This window comes from Brucella tritici, assembly GCF_008932295.1.
In the GTDB taxonomy this organism is placed as follows: Bacteria; Pseudomonadota; Alphaproteobacteria; order Rhizobiales; family Rhizobiaceae; genus Brucella; species Brucella tritici.
Window position 1 is genome coordinate 26332 of the sequence record NZ_WBWA01000029.1, and the last position, 22995, is coordinate 49326.

Genomic DNA, 22995 nt, shown 5'->3' on the forward strand with positions numbered 1-22995 from the left:
GATCAATCTCCAGCAGGGTTCGTATCATGCATTCTGGATCTGCGATGGCAGAGTTTCCCAAATCCTAATCAACTCCCCTATGGAAGATGCCTCCATTTTCCGCATGACATTTCCCCGATGAAGCTTGACGGTTACCTCACTGATTCCCAGGTCAAAAGCAATTTGCTTGTTAAGTCGACCGCGTGCCACTTCCCGCAAGACCTCCCGCTCTCTGGGGGTCAAGGTCTCATGGTGCTCGATATTGCGTTTGACGATGACTGCGTGGGAACGTCGCTGCGCATCCATTTCTATTGCTGACGTAACTGCATCAAGCAATGTTTGATCTCGCACCGGCTTGGTCAGGAAATCGACTGCGCCAGCTTTCATTGCCTCGACAGTCATCGGAATATCACCATGACCAGTCAGGAAAATGATCGGTTTGGGATTGCCGCTTTGTGCCAATTGCCGCTGTAAATCCAACCCACTTGTGCCCGGCATGCGCACATCAAGGATTAGACAACCCGGTGCTTCCAGCAGGTCGGTTCCAATCAACTCGCGTGTAGAGGCAAAAGCTATGGGCCTGAGCCCTGCCGATAAGATCAACTCGAAGAGTGCCTCTCGTATGGCCTCATCGTCATCTACGATCACAACGAATGGCTGCTCCGCATCCGTTGCGCGTTTTGACGATTGCCCTGGTTTCAAATTGTGTGACTGCTGTTCAGTTCTCATGTCCACCCTCCATTCGACGCTTGTCTAATGCTTCACCAATTGCTGCAAGCAATGCCTGTCCATCGAACGGCTTCCTGAAGAAACCTGTTATTCCCTGAGCTCGCTCCTGGTCTGCTATTTCGTGCCTTCCTGTAATGAGAAATACAGGAATATCAGGACGAACCTCCTGAACTATTTCTCGCAATTCGAAGCCATTGATGTCCGGCATGCCGATGTCCGTTATAACGAGGTCTATACCTCCAAGCCCCCGCGTTAACAGTGAGACGGGAGAAGAAAAACAGCGAGCCATGTACCCTGTCGACTCCAACAGATCTTCCATTGATTCCAGTAACCGTGAATCGTCGTCAACAACTGCAATTACGAGCTTGTTCTCGATCATAGTTCCTCCCCTTTTGATCTGCGCGAGTGGGTGATCGGTATTTTCAACCTCTCCGCGATGCGTACGAGATCAGGGAGCGACGCTGCCGCCATTTTTTGCATGACATTCCTTCTGTGGAGTTGCAACGTCACTTCGCTTATGCCGAGTTCGGCAGCTGCCTGCTTATTGAGGAGACCGCTCACGACTAACGGCATCACCTCTCGTTCTCGGGATGTGAGTTCTCCATAGCGCTGTCTCAGCAATTCGATTTCCGCCCGACTATTGCGTAGCTGTTGATCTTGTTCGATTGCCGCATTGATTGCCGCCAGGAGTTTTGCGTCACTGAAGGGCTTGGTCAGAAAATCGACAGCGCCCCGCTTCATTGCGCGAACAGAACTGGGAATATCGCCATGTCCAGTGATGAAGACGATGGGCGGATGTTCCTGCACCGAAATCTGTTTCTGCAGTTCCAGACCGTTAATATCGGGAAGTTCGACATCGAGCACGAGGCAAGACGGAACATCAGGCTTGTGAGCATTGACGTAATCTCTTGCCGATCCAAATGACATAGTGCGCATGCCATACGAAGCCAAAAGTTCCTCCAAGGCTTCGCGGATGCGCTCGTCGTCGTCTACAATGAATACTAACTGGCTAATGCTCATCACTTGTCGCCTTCGCCTCCACGGGGAGAGTAAAAATTAGCGCCGTTCCGTACGGCTCGTTCTTTTCCGCCCACAGGCAACCACCATGTGCCTCGACAATCGAACGGGAAATCGCGAGTCCCATGCCCATTCCCTGTTCTTTCGTCGTAATAAACGGTTCGAATATTCTTTCCGGGGATGTAATTCCCACGCCCTGGTCGCTGATCTTTGTCTGAATGAAACCTCCGTCGCGAACCACCTTGATCGTCAAGTGGCGATCACGTGTGATGGCTTCCATCGCTTCAATGGCATTTCGAATGAGATTCAAAAGGACTTGCTGGATCTGGACCCTATCCGCCATCACATACGGTAAATCTGCCTCTATTTCGACGACGGTGCGGACCCGCCAGCGCAGCAGCTCCTCCGTCATTAGCCCGCGCACCTCCGCGATGACGTCATTCAGCGTGATTTTCTTTTTTGCGTCAGCCGACTGCCTGAACAGAGCTCGAATTCGACCGACAACGTCGGCGGCAGATGTGGCATCCCGTGTGATGCGTTCAACAGTCTTAAGGGCTCGTTCGGTGTTTGGCGGTTCGGCGGTGAGCCAGCGCCGACAGGCATGGGAATTGGCTACAATAGCCGCCAAAGGCTGGTTGACCTCATGTGCGATCGACGCCGAGAGCTCTGCAAGGCTTGAGGCCTGGCTCGCTCGAGCTAATTTCTCATGTGTGAGACGAAGTTCATCCTGCGCTCGGACTTCGCGATCAATATCCAGACATATAACGTTCCACTGAACGATATTACCCTGTCCGTCGCGCATTGCTTCTGCCCGTGTCTCAACCCAGCGATATTGCCCATCGAAACGCCGTAAACGATGTCTACGTGCATATGGCTCCCCTGTAGCGAGTGAATGTGCATATTGTTCTTTCACTCCGGCCAAATCGTCAGGATGCACTCCTGCATCAAGCGTTGCATTGAGCTTGCCGTCTTCGTCGAGCCTGTCGAGACCATAGCCGAGAAATTGGCTCAATCGATCGCTCCGATAGATCGGTTCGCCGTTCGGATCAGCACAGTCGATCATGACAGGTAAAGCTTCCACCAGACGCCAAAGTGACCGTTCCCTTTCCCGTAATGCTTCCTCCGCGCGCTTCCTCTGGGTTATATCGATGAATCCAACGAGACTTTTATCAGCCACTGCATCAGGTCGTGCAGTCGTAAAGAGGACATCGATGACGCGACCGTCCAGGCGCATTACTTTTGTTTCTTCCTGAAAAACCTCTTCGCCACGATAGCGCGCCTCTATCGAACGGCGAATCGTGTCCATGCCGGGCTGCCAATAACGGGTGGCGGAACCACGCATTTCATCGGCATTTTTGGCCCCAAACATTTCGAGAATATGCTGATTAACCTCTTCGACCTCCAGAGCCTCGACAGCCTGTGTTAGAAATTCTGGATGCTCGTCTATATAGTCGCGCAAGTCGTTCACCCCTTGCGCCCGCAATTCATTGAACAGAAGAACAAGTTTTTTGGCGTCGACCTGGGTGAGGCCGATCGGCATGTACTGAAAAAGATCGCGATAACGGCGCTCGCTGTGTCTAAGGGCATCCTCGGCTTTGACCTGATCGTCAATGTCGGTAGATAGACCATACCATTGGATTATACGTCCATCGTCATCTCGCAGTGGATCTGCCTGTCCGGCAACCCAGCGATATACGCCGTCAGCCCGGCGAAGTCGGTATCTCATCGAAAAGCGTTCGCCAGTGGCAATGCTGTGGTTGAGCGCCTGGGATACCCGCCCCACGTCGTCGGGGTGTGTCGTGCTTTCCATGATGGCTGCCAGACGCTTTGGCCCCATCTTTTCTGCGTCCTCCACATCCATACCGAAGAAATCAATCAAACGCCTGTTGAAGAAATTCGGCTCTCCTTCCGGGGTAAGGCGCCAGATAAAGCTCGGCACCATATCGACGAGCATTGAAAGCTCGCGCTCCCGATCAGACAGAGATTTTTGGGCAGTTACCAGATCGTCGATGTCGACGCAGACACCGTACCACTGGACGACCGCGCCGGTTTCGTCTCGCAACGGTTCGGCGCGGGTTTCGGTCCAACGATAATTGCCGTCAGAACGCAACTGTCGGTATCTTTGAAAATACGGTTCATGCGTCGTCAGGGAACGGTCAATGGCATCTCTTGCCTTTTGAATATCATCTGGATGGATGACACTGAGATTGGGAGACTTGTCGACTGCGGTGATATCCTCGAGCGTCGCGCCTGTTACTTCGGTAAATCGCTTGTTGACATAAGTTGGCGACCCCTTGTCCGAAATGCTCCAGACGAGTGCAGGGACTGTGTCTATCAACTGTTGCAGACTTTGTTCCCGCTCGCGTAACGCGGTTACCGTTTTCTTATATAGATCATTATCGAGTGCGATACCGTACCAGCCTGCGATTTGGCCATTGCTGTCGCGTACCGGTCTGGCAGAGGTTCTTGCCCAGACATACACATCGTTGGCACGTCGAAAACGGAATTCTACGTTAAAGTCGTCTCCGGTCGCCAGGCAGTGACGCCATTTTTCCGCAACTTCTTCATAATCATCGGGATGTAGTACTCGTTTCCATGCAGTGTGCCCTTCATCTACAGCCGCATTAAGATAGTCCAGAGTGACACCGAGAGAACTCTGTGCGAACGGATGGAGGAATATCCATCTTCCTGCAGCGTCAAACGCCCAGCCATTGCCGAAAATGCTTTCCACAACCTTGGCCGAGCGCATAGGCTCTGTCTTATCATTTCCAAACAACTCAGCCGCCGTTTGTTCAGGAGGGTCTTGCTCGGTGACCAGGTCTCCAATGTCCAAGCTAACGCTATAGCCTGGCTCCGACCGGGTCTCGATCCAGCGATATGTCCCATCGGACTGGCGTTGACGGTGTCGAGTGATTTGCGGAACACCGGTCCAGAATGCGCGAGCGGCGGCATGAGATGCCGATATCCTTTCTTCTGGGTGGGTAAGATCAAGCGTTTCTGGTTGATCAGAGCGCGCTTTTCTGTCCAACGCCAAGTTCGTTACAAGGTTGAACCGCTCGCTATCAATTGATGGGACATCGGCATTAATTATGGTTCCATACCAGGCACGGATTCTACCCTGCTTATCCCGCAAAGGTTGTCCGGAACTGCGACACCATCGATAAGCGCCGCTCGAACTCAAAAGCCGATGTTCGAAACTATATTTTTCACCGGTATGCAATGACCTAAGCCATACTGCCGCAAAACCATCGAGGTCATCTGGATGGATAAGTTTTGACCAGCCATATAAAGCTCGATCAACCGGTTTATTGAATTGCTCCAATGAGGATCGGACAAGGGAAAGCAGCGCCTCGGTTAGATAAATAACCTCGCCAGCTTTATCGGTCGCCCAGGCGATCCCCACCACGCGTTCAACAGTTCGCGCAGCTTCAATCGCCTGAATATGATCGTCTTCATCCGATATAGAAGTAAACGTCATTTGCCGCAGCCTTTTCAGCATTCACTGATGATCATCATGCTCAGTTTAACCTGAACTCTCTCGATCTGCATGCTATGGAAATCTATAGAACGCTTGCCTTATTTTTGATGAAGCTGACCGGACAGGTTAAGGCTTGCGAAACGTCGGCAAGGCATCTCCGTATCGGCGATCGAGCGGTTAACGAGCTCCGATGGAGTGTTAAATTCTATTCAGTAACGCTAGAGTATCTTATTACAACTATCTGGAATTGATAATTTTTATGGATTCTCGGACGATCGAATTTGTTGCTGCCTTCGACGTGGCGTCGTACCAAGGATGCGGCGAAAAGCATAGATGAAAGCACTTTCAGACCCGTACCCCAGCTGCGCAGCCACAGACGCAATTGTCATATTCGGTCGCGCCAGCAGTTTGTGCGCCTGCATCATACGCCAGCGCAAAATATACTCCATCGGACTATGTCCGACGGCGGCACGGAACCGTGCCGAGAACTGGGACCGTGAAAGATGGCTGATGCCTGCAAGTTCATCCAGCCGCCAATTGTGCCCTGGGTCCCAATGGATCGCCATCAATGCACCGCCAATTCTGGGATCTGAGAGGGCGGAGAGCCAACTGCGCTCAGTCATAACGGGCAGACTACGTATCAGTTCAATAAAAATCATCTGCATGATCGGAATAGCTATCGCCGCACCACCGGGAACATCGCCGGCGAGCTCTTCTTCCAGTCTGCCGGTGAGCCAGTGAAGGCGTTCCGCTACAATGCTTTCCGCTCGAATCACGACGATCGATGGTAAGATTTCTCGCAGAAGTTCGCTGTTTAAAGGCAGATCCATGCGACCACTATGGCAAAGGAACTCCGACCCCGCGCCACCGTCCAGTTTTGCATGGTTCTTGTAGGCTTTCTGCGAAAAGACTTCACCCGCTGGAATGGGCAAGCAATTCAGATCACTCCCGATGACAAAGGGCAGATCCGGGCCGATCAGGAAACAGTCTCCTGCAGCAAGCATCAATCGCTCACCTTGCACTTCCAGAAAACAACTACCCTGTCTGATGATGTTGCATTTCAAGGCACGTACAGGAGGCACGTCGATTGCCCAACGCCCGCAAGCCTCAAGTCCGACGGACATAGTCGCGCTGGCTTCAATCAAATCCAGCAGCTGGGAAAGAGGATCGTAGTACATCAGAACCGGACAATCTCTACATTAAACGAGCCATATGACTATAGATTTTCCTGTCATCAATTTCTACCTTTTCGTGGCACAATCAGGAGAAGAACATGCAGCATGGTCAAACGCCGCTCGGCACCCCATTCGGCCCATATACTACTGCCCAAGAGGTTATTCGCGACATCGACCTCACTGGAAAGACTGCCGTTGTGACAGGCGGCGCGTCAAATCTCGGCCTTGAAACCGTGCGCGTGTTGGCATGGAGAGGGGCCCGCGTGATCGTGCCGGTGCGCGACACCAGCACCGCCCGCAAGGTGTTATCGAATGTTCCAAATGTTGAACTATTCGAGATGGATCTCCTCGACCCCGCCTCTGTCCGCAGCTTTGCGGATAGGTTTGTCATTGAGCATGGCTCCCTAGACATTCTGATCCTCAGCGCGGGAGTGATGGCCACTCCTTTATTTCGCGATGCGGAAGGCCATGAAGGCCAGTTTGCGACTAATCATCTTGGTCACTTTCGCTTGACCGCAGCTTTATGGCCAGCTCTTTGTGCGACCAAAAATGCGCGCGTCATCGTAATGTCCTCACGGGGACATCAATTGGGAGGATTCGCGCTCGAAGATCTCGATTTTGTGAAACGACCCTACGACAAATGGCTCGCTTACGGTCAAGCCAAGACAGCCAATGCACTTTTCGCCGTAGCGCTCGACGCTCGTGGTTTCGATCACGGTGTCAGGGCATTTTCGGTACATCCCGGCTCTATATTCGGTCCATTAGCGCGACACCTCAGCCGGGAGGAAATCGACACATTCGGCGCAATCGATGAAAACGGAACACCAGTCATAGATCCCGATCGCGATATGAAGACGCCTCAGCAAGGCGCTGCCACGACGATCTGGTGCGCCACGGCCCCCGAGTTGGCGGGAATTGGCGGCGTTTATTGTGAGGATTGCGATATCGCACCGGTGGAAAGCCATAAGCGCTTTGGCGTGCGACCTTTTGCAATCAATCCCGATATCGCAGAGGCCCTGTGGTCCGAAAGCGTGCGGCTTACCGGATATTTCTACTAGAACAGCGCCTGGAACAGCAGGCAAGATTTTCGATAACAAGGCTTGGTACTAGCTCGGGGCAACTGACATACCACCCGAGGAGAAAAGTGCTTCTTCGTCCTCTTCAATTCGGTTTGCCAGTCTGCGACCGAAACCAGAACTTGACCATCAAAATACAAGGGGTCAAAATACAAGGGAATGCCTTGTCTTGGTAGTGCAAACTTGGCCTTCCGACTTGCAAGTCAAGGCGAATGGGCAGCTTGGATTAAGTCCGCGTGGGCAGCCCGTACTTTCTTGAGGCGTTTCAATCCCGCCATCTTCCCTGCAGGACGAATGAAACTGGGAGCGAGCCCCCACTCGACTGGAGGACTGCTCGCTCTCCTTCATTTTCTGCCTGGATGAACTCATGAAAGATTTTGCCGGGATATACATATTCTTCTTCCTCGACAGGTCAGGGTTTTACTAATCATTGGTGGTGAGGTTCGTTTCATCAGTGTCAACGATAAAGATCGCCAAAAGACGGGCACGCTTAGTCGGACTGACGTTTTCACTAACATTGTGTCGATCACCCGGAAATTCCGAGAAACTCTGACCTGCGTGATAGGTAATAACCGGACCATCATTGACCTGACTGCGGATAGCTCCTTCCAGAACCGTCGCGTAAATGAAGGCAGAAGCAGGATGGGTATGAGCAGGCGAAGTACCGCCCGGTTCATACTCCACGAGCACGCTCTTCATGCTCTTTCCCGGCACATTCGGAAGCACCTGGTCGTAAATGACCCTTACTGTGGATGTTTCACTGGGTTTTTCATGTGCAAAACCTGTCGAAACCGGAATAGTGGTTGCCAACGCAATGCGGATAAACGTCTTGATCATGGTGGGTTCCTGTCATGTCTGCAAAAATGGAGTGACACACAAGCCGACCCCGCTCGCCAAACGTGCCCCAGGGTCATTGTCTTTGTCAGGAGATTTGTTTACGGCGGTAGTTGCCCGAGCGCCTAATGTACGGAAGCTGCTTCCTCTATCAGCGCAGCGACTTCTTCCGGATGCGAGATCATCACCACGTGGGAAGCTCCATCTACGACAACAGTTTTTACTGTGCCCGCACGTTTGGCCATAAATTCCATTGCGGCCGGCGGTATGTTTCGATCCTGCGATCCATAGATCGAATAGGAGGGCAACCTCTTCCACGAGGGAAAACCAGATTTCTCTTCTAGTGCGGCTTGTGCGACCGGACGTTGGGTGGCCGCCATCAACGCCGATTGGTCTTCGGATAGATCCGCTGCAAACTGATAATGGAACCGGTCTAACCGAATGAAGAGATCATGGGCGCCCTGCCCCTGCTCTACTGAAAAAATAGCATCCGCCAATGTGCTGCCGGGGAACTTGTTCGAAAGGCCAAGGCACGTTTCACCTCGGTCCGGCGCGAACGCAGAAACATAGACGAGTGCAGTCACGTTGGGATTGCCGTTGGCGGCCTCTGTAATAACGGGACCACCATAGGAATGTCCGACGAGGACAACTGGCCCCGATATTGATCGAATAACTGCGGAGACAGTTGCCGCATCTGCCATGACGCCCCGAAGCGGATTTGCGGCAGCTATCGCTTTATAACCGTCGCGCTTGAGCCGAGAGATAACTTCGTTCCAGCTCGAGGACTCTGCAAAGGCGCCATGAACAAGAACAATGGTGGGCTTGGATTGGGAAAATACTGGCTGTGCGATAGTGTTTCCAGACAAAAACATTACTGCAAAGGCCAGGACTTTGGTCAGCTTCTTCATCTCTTTCTCCAACAACTTCTTCTTACAAGTTGTTGTCAACTATGTTCCATCTTCCCAGCATCTCCTATCGAACAGTTGGATCTGTCCGGTTGTACCAAGGTCTAGGTTCAGCACATCGTTGCGATGATCGTCAGAATGATTGTGGTTACTCCAGGTGATCCGGTACGGCCTCGAGCCTCGATAATACTATCCACCATATGGATTAATGCCGTAACGAATTGTCTCAGCTATTCAAACGCCGATTGATTACTATGCATCATGATAGGTCACCCCTTTCGATCAGATGATCGTCAAGGGATTAATAAGCTCCTACCGTCGAATTGTGCAGATCGCACAACGGAAACATTGGAGAACCACAATGAAAGCGATAATTCTAACCGCTGCAGCACTTCTTCTTTCGAGTGGAAGTGTCCTTGCCCAAAGTGACCATATCGGATCGGATTGGCAATATCCATCAACGAGAACCGACAGCCGTCCAACGTCATCTGTAAAGCAGGTGCGTGCTGGTCACGGTCCAGATGCTCCCAAGACCGTATACAAACCAATCAGCTCCACCCAGGAACCAGGTCGGTTGCTGTGGGGCCAATGATAAAACAACAAAATATGGTTAGACTGAGGATCGGCATTGCCGATCCTAATTTTTATCAATAAGGGCTAAGCACCTAGCGCCGCCATTTCTTGAAGAACGATCGGACTTACTGCAACTGATGTGCTGTTTAAAATTGCATCACTACCGGTAGATACAAACCAATTTCGTTTGACACATTCACGTCCCTTCCAGCTTCGTCAACAAGTATTGCCGAGCGTCACCGGAGTTGCCCTTGGAAACTGGAAATGACCAGTTTGCTGATTGAAGCCTTAGAACCGGACGAGGTGAGCTGCAAAATCATTCAGTCGCGGTTATCCCTGTTTGATGATCGCATCAAGAAAGCTGGGTAGTCGGGAACCCTATATTTATTAACTTGGTAGTCTCGATCATATGCACGGTGCGATTATGCCGTACTGCAATTTTGACGCAGTTTCAACTAATACGCCAAATCCGTTAAAACGCGGCCGTTTCGACTTAACAAGATCAGTATTCATATCTGGACTTTTAGAAATGCTACGTCCATCGTCAGTACACATGGGATTGCACCAAAGTATGGCTGTTCCAGTTACCCGGCACAATGGAACTGAATGCCAGTTTTGAACATAGTAGGTCATCTTCAACCAGAAAGGGAGGCAAATACGATGTCGCCTATTCCCTCATACACTACCAGGCCAGAAGCGATTAAAGGTCTGCTGGTGGTTGAAAGAATGATCAATGCGAGTGTGTGGCAGCATCCGTTGAGCGGATTGGTGCGGTTGCGGGTCTCACAGATGAGTGGCTGCGCATCCTGCATGAAAACAAGTGTGGTGGAAGCGCGCGCGAATGGTGAAGCAGAGATGCGTTTATTCATGGTCAGCGCTTGGCGAAAATCAATTCTCTATAGCGTCAAGGAGCGAGCAGCCCTCGCATTGACCGAAGCACTCATCAATGGTGAAAAACGTGAAGAACTGCGAGGCGATCAAGAACTGATCAAAACGCAATTGAAGGATTACGAAATTGTCAATCTGACGGTGATGGTTGGTACTATCAATCTGTGGAATCGCCTGCAAATCGACGCTCGCGCGGTTCACGTCACCCAGCCGTCAGACTGAGCGACTACCTGACACTATCTGTCGGGCCTGGAACGTATATCCTCCCACGTTTGTCGCTCAATTGGCGGATCGCTGCGTCCCTCCCACGCAGCGATCCGCATTCCGTTGCATCACGGCTGAGAGCCCATCGGCGTCGGCATTCAAGATGTACAGATAATCCATCCAGTAAGCGCTGGTGTTCTGTCTGATTAATTTATCTCTCAATGCATCCGGCAGGCATTTTCCCCCTTACCCAGCTTGACCGAAAACCAATGTATTCTTCGGGTCATAAAAGTCGTTTTGCCGTTCGAAGGGATAAGCAGACAGCATATCAGGCACAGATCAAATCCGGATCCTCCTCAGGAGCTGAAGAGCAGAGACTTCATCGAAAGCCTGGCAGTCGTTATTTGTAATGGAATGAATGGACACCAACCGTTCTTTGACAAACAGGGCCCTTGAACGGCTGAGCAGAGAGCAAATCCTATCCATACATTGGATAGGTCGCTGGTTGTGTCCAGGAAGATGTTCTTTCACGAGATATGCTGGTATCTGGCACGATAAAAAACACCGGGCACACTCGCGAGAGTGTGCCCGGAAAATCCTGATCATGAAATCAATCAGTAATCCCAGAAGACAGGGACCCAACGATAAGCGTCACCATCGACCGCGACACGGCCCACAGATGGAAACGGTAGATGGGTCGCCACCAGTTGTTCACCGGTTTCGGCGAGTTCGGTTAAAAGACGTACACGAACTCGGGCTGCCTCCTCGGGGTCATGTTCAAAACCATTATACCAGTCTGGATGATCAAATCCGACAGCAAAGATGGCATCACCAGCAAATGTTAGTCGGTCTTCACCAGATGCCAGACGAACTACACAGTGGCCCGGCGTGTGTCCGCCGGTGCGATGGGCCACCACACCGGGTGCCACTTCGTATTGCTCATCAAACAGGCACAGTTGATCCCGATACTGCTCGACAAATCGTTTGGCAGTTGCCCTGAGCGCATCCGGAAAGCCATCAGGCATGTGAGCGTATGTAAAATCCGGCGATTCCCAGAACTCAACTTCTGCGGCCGCCACATGAATCCGCAGATCAGGACGCAATCTTTCCTTCACGCCCTCGACAAGAAGACCACCGATATGATCCATATGCATATGGGTGAGGACTACGTCAGTGACCGAAGCAAGATCAATACCGGCACCGGCCAGTCGCTTGACCAACTGTCCCGCGCGCGGCAAGTTGAGGTCAGGATCGAGACCCAATCCAGCGTCGACGAGGATCGTCTGATTACCGCTACGCACTACGACCACGTTCAGCGACCAATCAAAGGAATCCGGTGGCAGATACATATCGTCAAACCATTCTGCTCGTACGTCCGGGTCAATGTTGTGCCCCAACATTTCGGTTGGAAGAGGCAACACACCATCGCTGATGACCAGAACGTCAATCTCACCGATGTGCAATGCATAGCGGGAGGGCACCAGTTCGTCGGGTCCTGATTTGCTCAAGTTGGTTTCGTGTTTCATAAGGTGTCTCCGTTTTCACCCATTTGACGGGCGTTGTTGGAAAAGGTGCACTCATATTTGCCATTGTATGTTGGAACAGATTCGCGATCTCGCCAGTTCAAGGATCACTTGCAATGGCAATTTGCCGTAGGACCGCCGATGCAATTCTGCATGAACATGCATGCGATCGTCCTCCGAAAGCGATCGAGTGCTTATCGCTTGCATGGCCATGATGTACGAGAACGGCGACGAATGGCTATTGATCGGAAGTGTCTCGATTACACACTTTATGTCTAATACTCGCCACACCTAAGTATAGGAGTTATGTTTCAGCCGGTTGCCTGGAGAATATTACAACGAACGAATAGAATAGCGCGACACGAGCTATTCAAGAAATTCGACTGAAACTATCAAGCTGCGCATCGGTTACCGGTATCGAATCCGTTTGGCGATCCAGCCCGATGCAACGACTTGGCGCTCCAAGCGCAAGAGTGCTTTGGCAATAGAGCAAAGGTAATTTCAGCAATTTACTGCACCGATTATGCGTCAGTGATAATACTGACAATTACTCCTGAGACGTGACAAAGGTTAAAAGCGGGGGCTATGAATAGTGGCGGTCGTGCTTGATCATTGAGCGCTTAAACAGCCCTCGCACTAGTTGTCAACGCTTGTGGCTGCTCTTGTAACCTTGGATAGGGCTAGCGGTGGATATGTCCTTGTCTTGATAATCCACACAAGTTGAATGCGAGCCCTTTTTGGCGCTCGCCATTCGCGTCAAGATAATCTTGGTAACGATCAGTGTCGGCGCAGCAAAAACGAAAAGCAATGCAATCGTGAAAAATGCCGTATCGAAAGCGATTACCGTAGACTGGTACGCGACAGCCTTGCTCAATAACGCCTTGGACGCCTGATTTGCAGCAGCCGTAGTCATCCCGCGGGCCTCGAGAACTGCCACACTTGTTCCTAACCGATCGCCTACAGCAGAATATCCAGCTGTGATATGGCTGGCGAGCACAGATACATTGCCTGCGATATTCCGCGTCATAAGAGACTGAAGACAAGCTATTCCCAGAAGACCGCCAAACTGGCGGCCAGTATTGAAGATGCCGATTGCGGCAGGGAGACTACGTGCACCCACCCTACTGAATGCGATCAAGGTAATAGACAGAAATAGAAAGCCAAGGCTCAAGCCCCGCAGGAGAACGGCGTTCATCATGTCGTCCATTCCGCTGTCGCCTGCGGAGCCTGACAGGAGCCACATAGCGATCATGATCATCACGATCCCGAAGGGTACGGTGGCAATTGGAGAAACGCCCAGGCTCTGGAATACGAAGGCAGACAAGAAAAGCGAAAATACAAAAAGAATGCTACTGGCGAGCAAAAGCATACCGGTATCCGTTGGTGTGAAAGCCAGGGCCGAGATTGCAAAACTCGGAATCAAATAAGTGCTTCCAAACAATGCCGCACCAGCTACAAAACTTACTATGAATGCGAACGTAAAATCGACGGACCTGAAAACACTGAGCTCGAGCAGTCCCTCATCCTCAGGCCGGCTCGCTTGTTGACCAACAAACAGGCAAAGCGTCACTACACCTATTCCGGTCAGCCACCGGATGCGACGTTCATCGAACCAGTTCCAGCGGTCGCCCTGGTTGAGCGCATAGACGAGACAGAAAAGCGTGATTGATGACAGCAGAAGGCCACTCCAGTCAAAGCGCCTATAGGGAATATGGGTGTCGATGGTTTCTTCTGATAGGAAAACAAGCCCTGCTGCCAGCAATCCGATAGGAACTACTGAGAGAAAAATCCACGTCCAGGAATAGCTGTCCAATAGCCATCCTTGCAGTGCCGGTACGATGGTCGCCGGTGCAACCACAGCCCCTGTTGCAAACAAGGCTTGTAGAACAGGTTGGCGAGAAGGCGAAAAGTCTCGAAAGATAACAGTTTGCCCGATTACCAGTAGGAGACCTCCCGAAAACCCCTGAAATGCGCGCAGAACAATCAGCAAATCCAGTCGGGTCGTCAAGGCAGTGACCGCACTTGCCAATGTTATCATCATAGTTGCCCCAACAACGATAATCCGCAAATTAACGGTCGTCGCAATCCAGGATGCTGTAAGGAACGCGATCATCTTTAGTGTCGTATATCCGATGTCGAGCCAGGCGAATTCGTCGGGAGTAGCGTAAACGTCACCAATTATATCACCTTTGCCAAGCGTCAAAGCGGTACCCGCAATCGCCTCAGTCAAAGTGGCAATCACAATGCCAGCAAGGAGGAGGCATCCTGTATTCTGCCTGGTTTGGCTTGAGACGCTTGGGGGAGAGATCATCAGCCCTCGCTCCCCAGAATGATCTGAACTCGGGCAGAAAGTCCGGGAAGCAGGCGGCCGGGAATTGGGTTCTGAACAAGTTTGATCTTGACTGGAACACGTTGCACGACACGGACGAAATTGCCAGTCGCATTGTCAGCGGGCAGGAGACTGAAGGCCGATCCGCTACCCGGTGCAAAACTGTCAACTTTTCCCTCGATAATTATGCCGGGATAGGCGTCGACCGTTACCTGGGCCGACTGACCGGGTTGAATATTCTCAATCTGTGTCTCCTTGAAATTTGCGACAATCCAAACGTCCTTGATTGGCACCAGATCGATCAAGGAAGCTCCGGGGGATACCAGGCGTCCGACGCGAACCTGACGGTTACCAATAACACCATCAAAGGGAGCACGGACGACTGTATTGTCGAGATCAATTCGGGCCAGGTCACGCGCAGCCCTGGCTTGAAGCACAGCAGCCAGGGCAGCTTCCTTTTGTGTGGTGAGAACCTTGATACGTGTTTCTTGTGCCTCCAGCGCGGCCTCTGCGCCTAATAAGCCAGCTTCCGCTTTTGACCTCGCAGCGTCACTTTCATCGACCTGAGCTCTGCTGACCGAATTTGTGCGAACAAGTTCACGCTGTCGCTGAGACGCTTTGACCGCGAGAGCAAGATCTGCCTCTGCTGCCCGTTTCTGTGCCGTCGCCTGCTTGACCAGAATATGCTGAAGCTGGATCTCCGCTTCAACATTGTCGGTATGTGCCTGTGCTGCCTGCACATTTGCTTCAGCCTGCGCCAGACGTGCGTGGAAATCCCTGTCATCAATTCTGAACAGAACATCATTTGCCCGTACAGTCTGGTTGTCGGCTACATCAACCACGGTGACATATCCGGTTACCTTCGATGCGATTGCTGTCGTATTACCGCGAACATAGGCATTGTCCGTTGTCGTCCGCTCGCTCGAGCGCGCCCACGCCCAACCTCCTGCAGCGGTTGCAATCGCGCTGAGACAAAACACCAATCCAACGATTTGCTTTTTCTTCCAGGTCATCATCTTGTGCACCAATTGGTAATTGCCGTTACCGTTGACGGTTATGGTAATGTAGGTTACCGGTCAAGCGGAAGTTATTGAAGAAGGCCGATAAAGTGACCGACACGAAAAGCGAACGGACAAAACTTCGACGGAAAACTATTCTTCGTGCTGCAGCTGAGCTTTTCTTCGAGCAGGGCTACGCAACCACCAGCATCGATGCGATCATAGAGCGTACCGGTGGCTCGAAGCGAACGATCTATAGTGAGTTTGGCAGCAAGGAGGGGTTGTTCCTGGCTCTGGTTGCCGATAATGCGGATCGCGCGATCTCTGCACTCTCTCTAGACTACACTACCCAAAGTGACTTGCCCGGTACGCTGACGACTTTTGGTAACCACCTACTGGACGTTTACATGAGCCCTTCGGTCCTGGGCATTTATCGCATCATCATCACTGAAGCCGGGCGATTTCCCGATCTTGCGCGCGTGTTCTATGAAAGGGGGCCGGGTCATACCACGGCTCATCTCGCTAAAGTTCTCCAGGCTGCCGCCGATCGCAAAGAAATTCAGATAGACGATCCTTTGCTTGTAGCCGGGCATTTCGTCGGAATGATCCGGGATAATCTTCATTTACAGGTTGTGCTGGGATTGCGCACTCCACCTACCGAAAGCGAGGCACGGGCCACGGTGGCCTCCGCCGTAACTCTGTTTCTCAATGGCGTGCGATCGCGGTAAGAGCGTTACAGCAAGACCACACGCAGAGCCCGGCACATCCAACAATATCTCCCGATCCGGTCACGTTGGAACTGAACCAAGCTCCTGGCTGCATTCCGGTTTCCTTTCTTCAAAAGGGTTCGTTTTGTGGCTGCTCCGAGGTCTTTGTTCCAGGCTCGCAAATTAATTGAATAGCAGCATTTGCAGCGATGCAGATACCGAGCGCTATATGAACCAAAGTAGCCGAGAGCAGTGCCTCGAAACCGAGTGCATAAGGTGAAATCACTGTCCAGCAGCCAAGTACAAAATTGACCCATTCGGTCCAGCTACGATAATGGCAGATTGCCGTAATCGAACAACAAATAATGATCGTACCCACAAAGCCTGCATTCCACGCAACCAACGGTCGATCAATATATGGAAACATACAATAAGCCAGGGCCAGACCCAGTGTCAGACTCGCCCATTCGAGCCCTCTGTTTGGTACATGATTTGTCATGATCTTTCCTTCAGGGTTATTCTTCACCGTCCTTTGTTGAGGCCGTCAGAAGAGCATGAGCTGCATTGTCCCATGACACTATTCATCCAAGGCTTTGATTGTTCAATGCGATGGTAGATACATCTCTATTCCCTGAGCTATGTTCGTAATCGGTAAGCATGTACCATGCTGCACCTGCGATGAAGCCTCGCTCTCGGCGGGATCGATGATTGCAGCAATTTGATCACTAGATCGAAGGCCGGTGAAATCTTCGTCCTTCAGCTTTCGCCGCCTGCTTGGGCACAACTTCATATCGGATACCTCCGCTCGTCGCTAGGGCGGAAGCGGTTTTGCGCATTCAACAAAGCGACAGATACACTGCTCCCAAAGATGGAGCGGAACTGAGCCCGGGGATAGGTCACCTCAAGTGGCAACTTTGTTAGCGTTCCCATGTGAGCCGATCAGCTCATGAAATTCAGAAAATGCAGTCTCGACTGCCTATAGGAGTATAATATGGAACAGCTATCAATCACGGCCACCCGCCGTACAGTCATGTCCGGTACCCTTGGTCTTGCAGCTGCCGGCGCCACATTTGGTCCAGCTTCCGCAAATTCAGCTGAGAAATCTTCCGGAACGGAATTCAGTGACCGACATGGATATGTCGTCACAAAAGACGGCGTGGCGATTTTTTACAAGGACTGGGGTCCAAAGGACGCCCAACCGATTGTCTTCCATCACGGATGGCCCTTGAGCGGAGATGATTGGGACAACCAGATGCTCTTCTTCCTGGCGAAGGGATATCGTGTAATAGCGCATGATCGCAGAGGTCATGGTCGCTCGAGCCAAGTCAGTGATGGGCATGACATGGACCACTATGCGGCCGACGTCTCAGCGGTCATCACGCATCTTGATCTTCAAAAAGCTATCCATGTAGGGCACTCCACCGGCGGTGGAGAAGCAACCCGCTATACAGCCAAATATGGCGACGGACGCGTCGCTAAACTGGTACTGATCGGTGCCGTCCCACCGATTATGGCAAAAACGTCATCGAATCCGGATGGATTACCCATTGAAGTGTTTGATGGATTCCGAACTGCCTTGGCGGCAAATCGATCACAGTTTTATAAGGATGTCGCGAGCGGACCATTCTATGGCTTCAATCGACAGAACGCCGTGCCCTCCGAAGCCTTGATCCAGAACTGGTGGCGGCAAGGTATGATGGGCGCGGCAAATGCGCATTACCTAGGCATCAAGGCGTTTTCGGAAACAGATTTTACCGAGGATCTGAAGGCCGTAACCGTTCCCACGCTGGTGCTACATGGTGATGACGACCAAGTGGTTCCGTATGCCAATTCGGCGTTGCTCTCCGCGAAGCTGCTTTGGAATGCTGAACTTAAAATCTACAAAGGCTTTCCGCACGGCATGGCAACCACCCACGCCGACACTATAAATGAAGATTTACTGAGATTCATCAGTCGATAACGACGATTCGACAAGTTACTATCTACGATAATTTGCCCATCACGAGCCATAGTATTCGTGATGGGCCTTTGTTATTCCTAGACGTTTGCGCTGCACTTGATGAGGACAAGGCAGATTTATTTCAAATATGGTATGATAGCAAAAGGGAGTTTTCTGCATCTAACAGATTGGCAGGAGATTGGCGATGGCAGATCGGACCTCTTTAGAAAATGACGCCGTGGATAACGGGGCACATTGGTCGCGTGAGGAAGAACTTTCATTATTAGTAGATATGGTTCCAAGTCATTTGTGGCGTTTAACGGATGAAGGCGAACCTAGTTTTTTCAATAAGCGTATGGTCGATTTCATTGGTTTCAGCGCTGATGACCTAGAAAGCCCTGGCCGCTCAAAGTTGGACGTGCTTATTGACTGTATACACGAAGATGACGCCAAGGAATTCAGTTCGACGCTTCGTCGGTGTATCGCTACTGGCGAGGTATTCGCGATGCGTTATCGCTTACGCCGGGCGGATGGGGCTTTTCATTGGATGTCTAGTCGGGCCGAGCCCATGCGTGATCGGGGCGGACGTATAATCCAATGGTACGGTTTATGTCATGACATACATGATCAAGTGATGATGGAAGAAGCGCTAAGACGCAGCGAGAGTCAGCTTCGTCGGCTGGTCGATTCCAACATTATCGGAATTGTGACGTGGGATCTAAATGGACAACTTTTGGATGCGAACGACGCATTTCTTAACATGGTCCAGTATAGTCGTGAAGAATTTGAAAGAGGATTTAGCTGGCTAGATTTAACGCCTCCGGAGTGGCAGGAGGCGCACGCACTTGAAGAAGCTCAGGAACTTGCCAGTACAGGTCTAATGCAACCAAGGGAGAAAGAGTTTTTCAGGAAGGACGGGGGTCGAGTACCCGTACTGATAGGTGCCGCTTGTTTCGAAGGTCAGCGCAGACAGGGTGTCGCCTATATCCTTGATTTAACTGAACGCAAGCATGCAGAGTTGGCACTGCGCAATCGTGAGAGGGAACTTGAACAACTAGTTGATACGGTACCGGTCCAACTCTGGTCTATTTCGGCAGAAGGCCACCCCGCATATATCAACAAGACGATGAAGGACTATATGGGGCTTCACCCAAGAAAAAGCGATGACGAGCCAGGACTTGCAGAGACATTGAAAAGCAGCGTACACCCGAACGACAGACTGCTTTACTTGGACAAGATAACCGATTCGGTCAAAACCGGAGAAAAATTCGAACACAAGTTTCGAAATCGCCGCTGGGATGGTGAATATCGATGGACCCAGGGTTATGCTAACCCGCTTCGCGACGAGGAGGGCAATATAATCCGTTGGTATGGCGCCAACATTGACATTCATGAACAAGAAGTTTCTCAAAATGAATTGCGTGAAAAAGAACGTTTCCTTTCGCGCTTGGTTGAGACGTTGCCGGCAATGGTTGACTGTGCTGCGCCGAATGGTGAGCCAGTTTACCGGAGCCAACAATTTCGTGAATTTCTTGGATATGAGCTCGAGGAGTTGGATAGTTCAGGAAAATCACGGCTGGCGGCCACGCTTGATACAAGTGTTCATCCTGACGACGTAGCAGTAGTTAAGAAGAGATATTCGCAATGCCTTTCGTCAGGAGAACCCTACGCTCATAAGCACCGTTTGCAGCGCTTCGACGGCGAATACCGATGGGTCGAAACTCGCGCAGTGCCAATGCATAATACTGCTAGTGAAATAGTACAATGGAACGTTATATGCATTGACATCGATAGCGAAGTGCGGGCTCAGGAAGCACTGCGCTTGGCTCAGGAGAGGCTTTTTCGCGCTAGCCAAACGGCAAGTCTGGCCGAGCTATCGGCTTCAATTGCGCATGAGGTTAATCAGCCACTCGCTGCCGTCGTGGCAAATTCATATGCATGTCATCGTTGGTTGTCAGCAACACCGGTGAATCTAGAGCGGGCAAAACAAACGGCTGAACGTCTCATACGGGATGCTAACACCGCCAGCGATGTAGTTAATCGAATCAAAGCATTATTTAAACACTCAGCAGATGAGCGCATACTTACAGATATTGGAAACATAATATCTGAAGCGCGAGCCCTGTTGGCTGGAAATGCATTGCAACACCGAATCGATATATTCATCGAAGAACAGTCTAGCTTACCACGGTTGATTTTAGATCGAACACAAATACTCCAAGTACTAGTGAATTTAATGCGCAACGGGATAGAAGCCATGGAAAGTTCTCAAGATGAGAGAGTCCTCAGAATAAATGCGGGTCCAACGAACGCAGGAATACGCATCGAAATCAGCGATCTTGGTATTGGTCTCACCGAATTCGAAAACATCTTTGAACCATTTGTATCCGCGAAGATTAACGGAATGGGCATGGGACTTGCCATTTGCCGTTCCATAGTCGAAGGCCATGGTGGACGATTAGTGGCAGAACCCAACCAGCCAAAAGGAGCGAAGTTCATTATAAATTTGCCAACTGGCCTGGGGCAATAATCTAAATTGGTTTCGAGTTTTCGCCTAGTTTGGAGTTGCCCCATAAAAACCGTGTGTGGACACCTCTCGCAATGCAAGTGATTTTTTCTTCGGTCATGAGCATGTGGTTGAGTTCCGTCGTGTGTCCGGCCTGTTGAAGTGCATCGCTTTAGATGCTGGCCATTATGGTTCGTGCGGGGATTCGGTCCACATCGGACAGGCGTGCTCGGGGCACGTGGTTTTTAACTGGGTTTCCGATCCCGTCACTCTCAACTTTCGCCCATAAACCTCCGCTTAGATCACCCACATGCCGACACTCTAGCCGCCGCAGTCAGACGGTAGCTGGAGATTCATATACCCCGCCGCGAGCCATCAACGCCCAAGCGACACGAGCAATTTTGTTTGCCAACGCCACTGCCACTAGCATCTTTGGTTTGCGCGCTAGCATCCGTCCAAGCCACGACTCTTTTTCACTGACCTGTTTGGCAGTGTGTCGAACAACTGCCATTGCGCCGATAATCAAGAGTCGCCTAAGATCACGTTGGCCCATCTTTGACATCTTTCCAAGACGTGTTTTACCCCCTGTAGAGTTCTGTTTCGGCGTGAGTCCAAGCCAGGCCGCAAAATCCCTGCCCTTGGAGAAGGTTGATGTATCTGGAGAAAGAGCGACCATTGCTGCAGCAGTTATCGGCCCTATCCCCGGAACCTTCATAAGCCGTCGTGCCGTTTCATCCGACTGTGCGGACTTTCTCACGACCTCGTCCTGTGTTTGAATGCGTTCATTGAGCATCTGAAGGTGCTTCAGGAGTTCTCGACCGAGCTCGACAACTGCCTCCGGCAAATCTGGCTCCGGTTCGTGTAAGACTGCGGCAAGTTGGCGAATGTTTTGCGGGCCTGTTGGGACGACAATTCCGTATTCCGCAAAGTGTCCGCGAAGGGCATTTATAGTTTGCGTTCTCTGAGCCATCAAAAGGTCGCGAGTTTTGAACGCCATGGCTTGGCTCTGCTGGCGGTGAGTTTTCACGCCAACAAATCGCATGGTGGGTCGTGAAGCCGCCTCAGCGATGGCTTCAGCGTCGGCAGCATCATTTTTCTGACGCTTTACAAAAGGCTTGACGTACTGAGGGGCAATAAGGCGCACATCGTGGCCCAGCTTTCCAATTTCGCGACCCCAGTGATGGGCTCCGGCGCAGGCCTCCATTGCAACAAGGCAAGTCGGATGCTCGGCGATGAAAGGCAAAAGTTTTGCGCGTGATAGCTTTTTTCGAAAGGCGACTGATCCATCAGACGCCATTCCGTGCAACTGGAATACATTCTTTGCGAGATCAATTCCGATGATAAAGCGACCGTTCATAACAACCTCTCCGTTAAAGACACCACTATCTTGGCATATTGCGATGCCGGTAGGAGGTGTCCACACCATCGGACATTTTCAGGATTGAGCATTTCGGCTCAGGAACTCTCGTGGAGATTGATATCCTAAAGCCTTGTGCGGGTGAAGATTGTTGTAGTGCTCGAACCATGATGGCAGTTGAGCCATGACAGTTTCGGCGTCCGGCGTCGGATTTATTCGGACATAATCGCGCTTGAATGTTTTGACGAAGGTGACCTTGCCCCCAAGTTTTATCCAGTTTTGAGTTCGCTCCAGCGGTTTTGGGTTGCTGTATTTGGGGCGGTAGCGGCGGGTTGCAGTGCGGAGCCATTTCGGCTGCGCAGCACCGCATCACGTCGCGGGTTGATGGTCTGAGCGAACTCGGCAGGTGTCAGCCAGCCGAGGCCAGAATGTGGACGGTGATCGTTGTAATCGCCGCGCCAGTTTGAAAGCGCTGATCGAGCATGGGTCAGTGACGAGAAGAGGGTTTCATTCAAGAACTCGTCTCGCAGCCGTCCATTGAAGCTTTCGATGAAAGCGTTCTGAATGGGTTTGCCAGGCGCAATGTAGTGCCAATCCACCTTAGTCTTGTCCGTCCATTGCAGGATCGCGTTGCTGGTGAACTCGCTGCCGTAGCACCTACGGAAGGAAGAGTTGGAGCCACCTCAAACAGTGCGCGCAGCTTTTTTGCTGCAAGCGCGCACCGTTTGAGGTGGCCATGGCCAGTCGAAGTAGCTCTAGAATGTGAGTGTTCACAACT

At 51.4% G+C, this 22995-nt stretch carries 17 protein-coding genes and 2 pseudogenes; 5 read left to right on the forward strand and 14 right to left on the reverse strand.

The genetic code is table 11. The features are described 5' to 3' along the window. Positions 1 to 24: 24 nt before the first annotated feature. From F9K91_RS21510 to F9K91_RS21530, 5 genes are all read right to left on the reverse strand, one after another. Positions 25 to 708, reverse strand: a complete 684-nt coding sequence (locus F9K91_RS21510; protein WP_036588380.1) for a response regulator transcription factor — start codon at positions 706 to 708, stop codon at positions 25 to 27. Continuing rightward, positions 698 to 1087 carry a response regulator gene (locus F9K91_RS21515; RefSeq protein WP_105731611.1) on the reverse strand — a complete coding sequence of 130 codons (390 nt, stop codon included), beginning with the start codon at positions 1085 to 1087 and terminating at the stop codon, positions 698 to 700. Before F9K91_RS21515 ends, F9K91_RS21510 begins: the two co-directional genes overlap by 11 nt. Next, positions 1084 to 1728, reverse strand: a complete 645-nt coding sequence (locus F9K91_RS21520) for a response regulator transcription factor (protein ID WP_036588374.1) — start codon at positions 1726 to 1728, stop codon at positions 1084 to 1086. The genes F9K91_RS21515 and F9K91_RS21520 overlap by 4 nt, the downstream gene beginning before the upstream one ends. Beyond that, on the reverse strand, positions 1718 to 5203 hold the full coding sequence (locus tag F9K91_RS21525; RefSeq protein WP_105731610.1) for a PAS domain-containing protein: 3486 nt from the start codon (positions 5201 to 5203) through the stop codon (positions 1718 to 1720). Before F9K91_RS21525 ends, F9K91_RS21520 begins: the two co-directional genes overlap by 11 nt. A gap of 257 nt (positions 5204 to 5460) precedes the next feature. Continuing rightward, the gene (locus tag F9K91_RS21530; protein ID WP_151678690.1) at positions 5461 to 6381 is read right to left on the reverse strand and encodes an AraC family transcriptional regulator; all 921 of its coding nucleotides are present in this window, start codon (positions 6379 to 6381) and stop codon (positions 5461 to 5463) included. 95 nt (positions 6382 to 6476) lie between these two features. On the opposite strand from F9K91_RS21530, the gene F9K91_RS21535 reads away from it, so the two are divergent. Continuing rightward, a complete protein-coding gene (locus tag F9K91_RS21535; protein WP_105731608.1) occupies positions 6477 to 7436 on the forward strand; it encodes an SDR family NAD(P)-dependent oxidoreductase in 960 nt (319 codons plus the stop codon). 441 nt (positions 7437 to 7877) lie between these two features. On the opposite strand, the gene F9K91_RS21540 is transcribed toward F9K91_RS21535, so the two are convergent. Both F9K91_RS21540 and F9K91_RS21545 read right to left on the reverse strand, forming a co-directional pair. Next, positions 7878 to 8291 (reverse strand): cupin domain-containing protein, encoded by a 414-nt coding sequence (locus tag F9K91_RS21540; RefSeq protein WP_151678691.1) that lies wholly within the window; start codon positions 8289 to 8291, stop codon positions 7878 to 7880. A gap of 122 nt (positions 8292 to 8413) precedes the next feature. Next, positions 8414 to 9196, reverse strand: a complete 783-nt coding sequence (locus tag F9K91_RS21545; RefSeq protein WP_151678692.1) for an alpha/beta fold hydrolase — start codon at positions 9194 to 9196, stop codon at positions 8414 to 8416. 1230 nt (positions 9197 to 10426) lie between these two features. Between F9K91_RS21545 and F9K91_RS21555 the strand changes: the two genes are divergently transcribed. Then, on the forward strand, positions 10427 to 10876 hold the full coding sequence (locus tag F9K91_RS21555) for a carboxymuconolactone decarboxylase family protein (protein WP_167522250.1): 450 nt from the start codon (positions 10427 to 10429) through the stop codon (positions 10874 to 10876). A gap of 596 nt (positions 10877 to 11472) precedes the next feature. Here the strand turns inward: F9K91_RS21555 and F9K91_RS21560 are convergent. From F9K91_RS21560 to F9K91_RS21570, 3 genes are all read right to left on the reverse strand, one after another. Further along, positions 11473 to 12384: an MBL fold metallo-hydrolase gene (locus F9K91_RS21560; protein WP_151678694.1), complete on the reverse strand. Its 912-nt coding sequence runs from the start codon at positions 12382 to 12384 to the stop codon at positions 11473 to 11475. 640 nt (positions 12385 to 13024) lie between these two features. Beyond that, complete coding sequence (locus F9K91_RS21565) at positions 13025 to 14692, reverse strand: DHA2 family efflux MFS transporter permease subunit (RefSeq protein ID WP_151678695.1); 1668 nt, start codon at positions 14690 to 14692, stop codon at positions 13025 to 13027. After that, entirely contained in the window at positions 14692 to 15726 is a 1035-nt protein-coding gene (locus F9K91_RS21570; protein ID WP_412842190.1) for an HlyD family secretion protein, read from the reverse strand. The genes F9K91_RS21565 and F9K91_RS21570 overlap by 1 nt, the downstream gene beginning before the upstream one ends. A gap of 74 nt (positions 15727 to 15800) precedes the next feature. Between F9K91_RS21570 and F9K91_RS21575 the strand changes: the two genes are divergently transcribed. Further along, positions 15801 to 16436, forward strand: coding sequence for a TetR/AcrR family transcriptional regulator (locus F9K91_RS21575; protein WP_151678696.1), 636 nt, complete (start codon positions 15801 to 15803; stop codon positions 16434 to 16436). 109 nt (positions 16437 to 16545) lie between these two features. Here F9K91_RS21575 and F9K91_RS21580 read toward each other — a convergent pair whose 3' ends face one another. Beyond that, a complete protein-coding gene (locus F9K91_RS21580) occupies positions 16546 to 16914 on the reverse strand; it encodes an SPW repeat protein (RefSeq protein ID WP_151678697.1) in 369 nt (122 codons plus the stop codon). Positions 16915 to 17406: 492 nt separating this feature from the next. Between F9K91_RS21580 and F9K91_RS21585 the strand changes: the two genes are divergently transcribed. Together F9K91_RS21585 and F9K91_RS21590 are read left to right on the forward strand one after the other, a co-directional pair. Further along, entirely contained in the window at positions 17407 to 18375 is a 969-nt protein-coding gene (locus tag F9K91_RS21585) for an alpha/beta fold hydrolase (protein WP_151678698.1), read from the forward strand. 184 nt (positions 18376 to 18559) lie between these two features. Beyond that, positions 18560 to 20884, forward strand: a complete 2325-nt coding sequence (locus tag F9K91_RS21590) for a PAS domain-containing sensor histidine kinase (protein WP_151678699.1) — start codon at positions 18560 to 18562, stop codon at positions 20882 to 20884. Positions 20885 to 21194: 310 nt separating this feature from the next. Here the strand turns inward: F9K91_RS21590 and F9K91_RS21595 are convergent, their stop codons facing one another. The 3 genes and pseudogenes from F9K91_RS21595 to F9K91_RS21605 all read right to left on the reverse strand — a co-directional run. Next, the gene (locus F9K91_RS21595; protein WP_151678700.1) at positions 21195 to 22217 is read right to left on the reverse strand and encodes an IS110 family RNA-guided transposase; all 1023 of its coding nucleotides are present in this window, start codon (positions 22215 to 22217) and stop codon (positions 21195 to 21197) included. Between the two features lie 78 nt (positions 22218 to 22295). Further along, positions 22296 to 22466: pseudogene (locus F9K91_RS21600) on the reverse strand (integrase core domain-containing protein); the annotation flags it as partial. Positions 22467 to 22486: 20 nt separating this feature from the next. Then, positions 22487 to 22867 (reverse strand): annotated as a pseudogene (locus tag F9K91_RS21605) (integrase core domain-containing protein); the annotation flags it as partial. Positions 22868 to 22995: the final 128 nt, after the last annotated feature.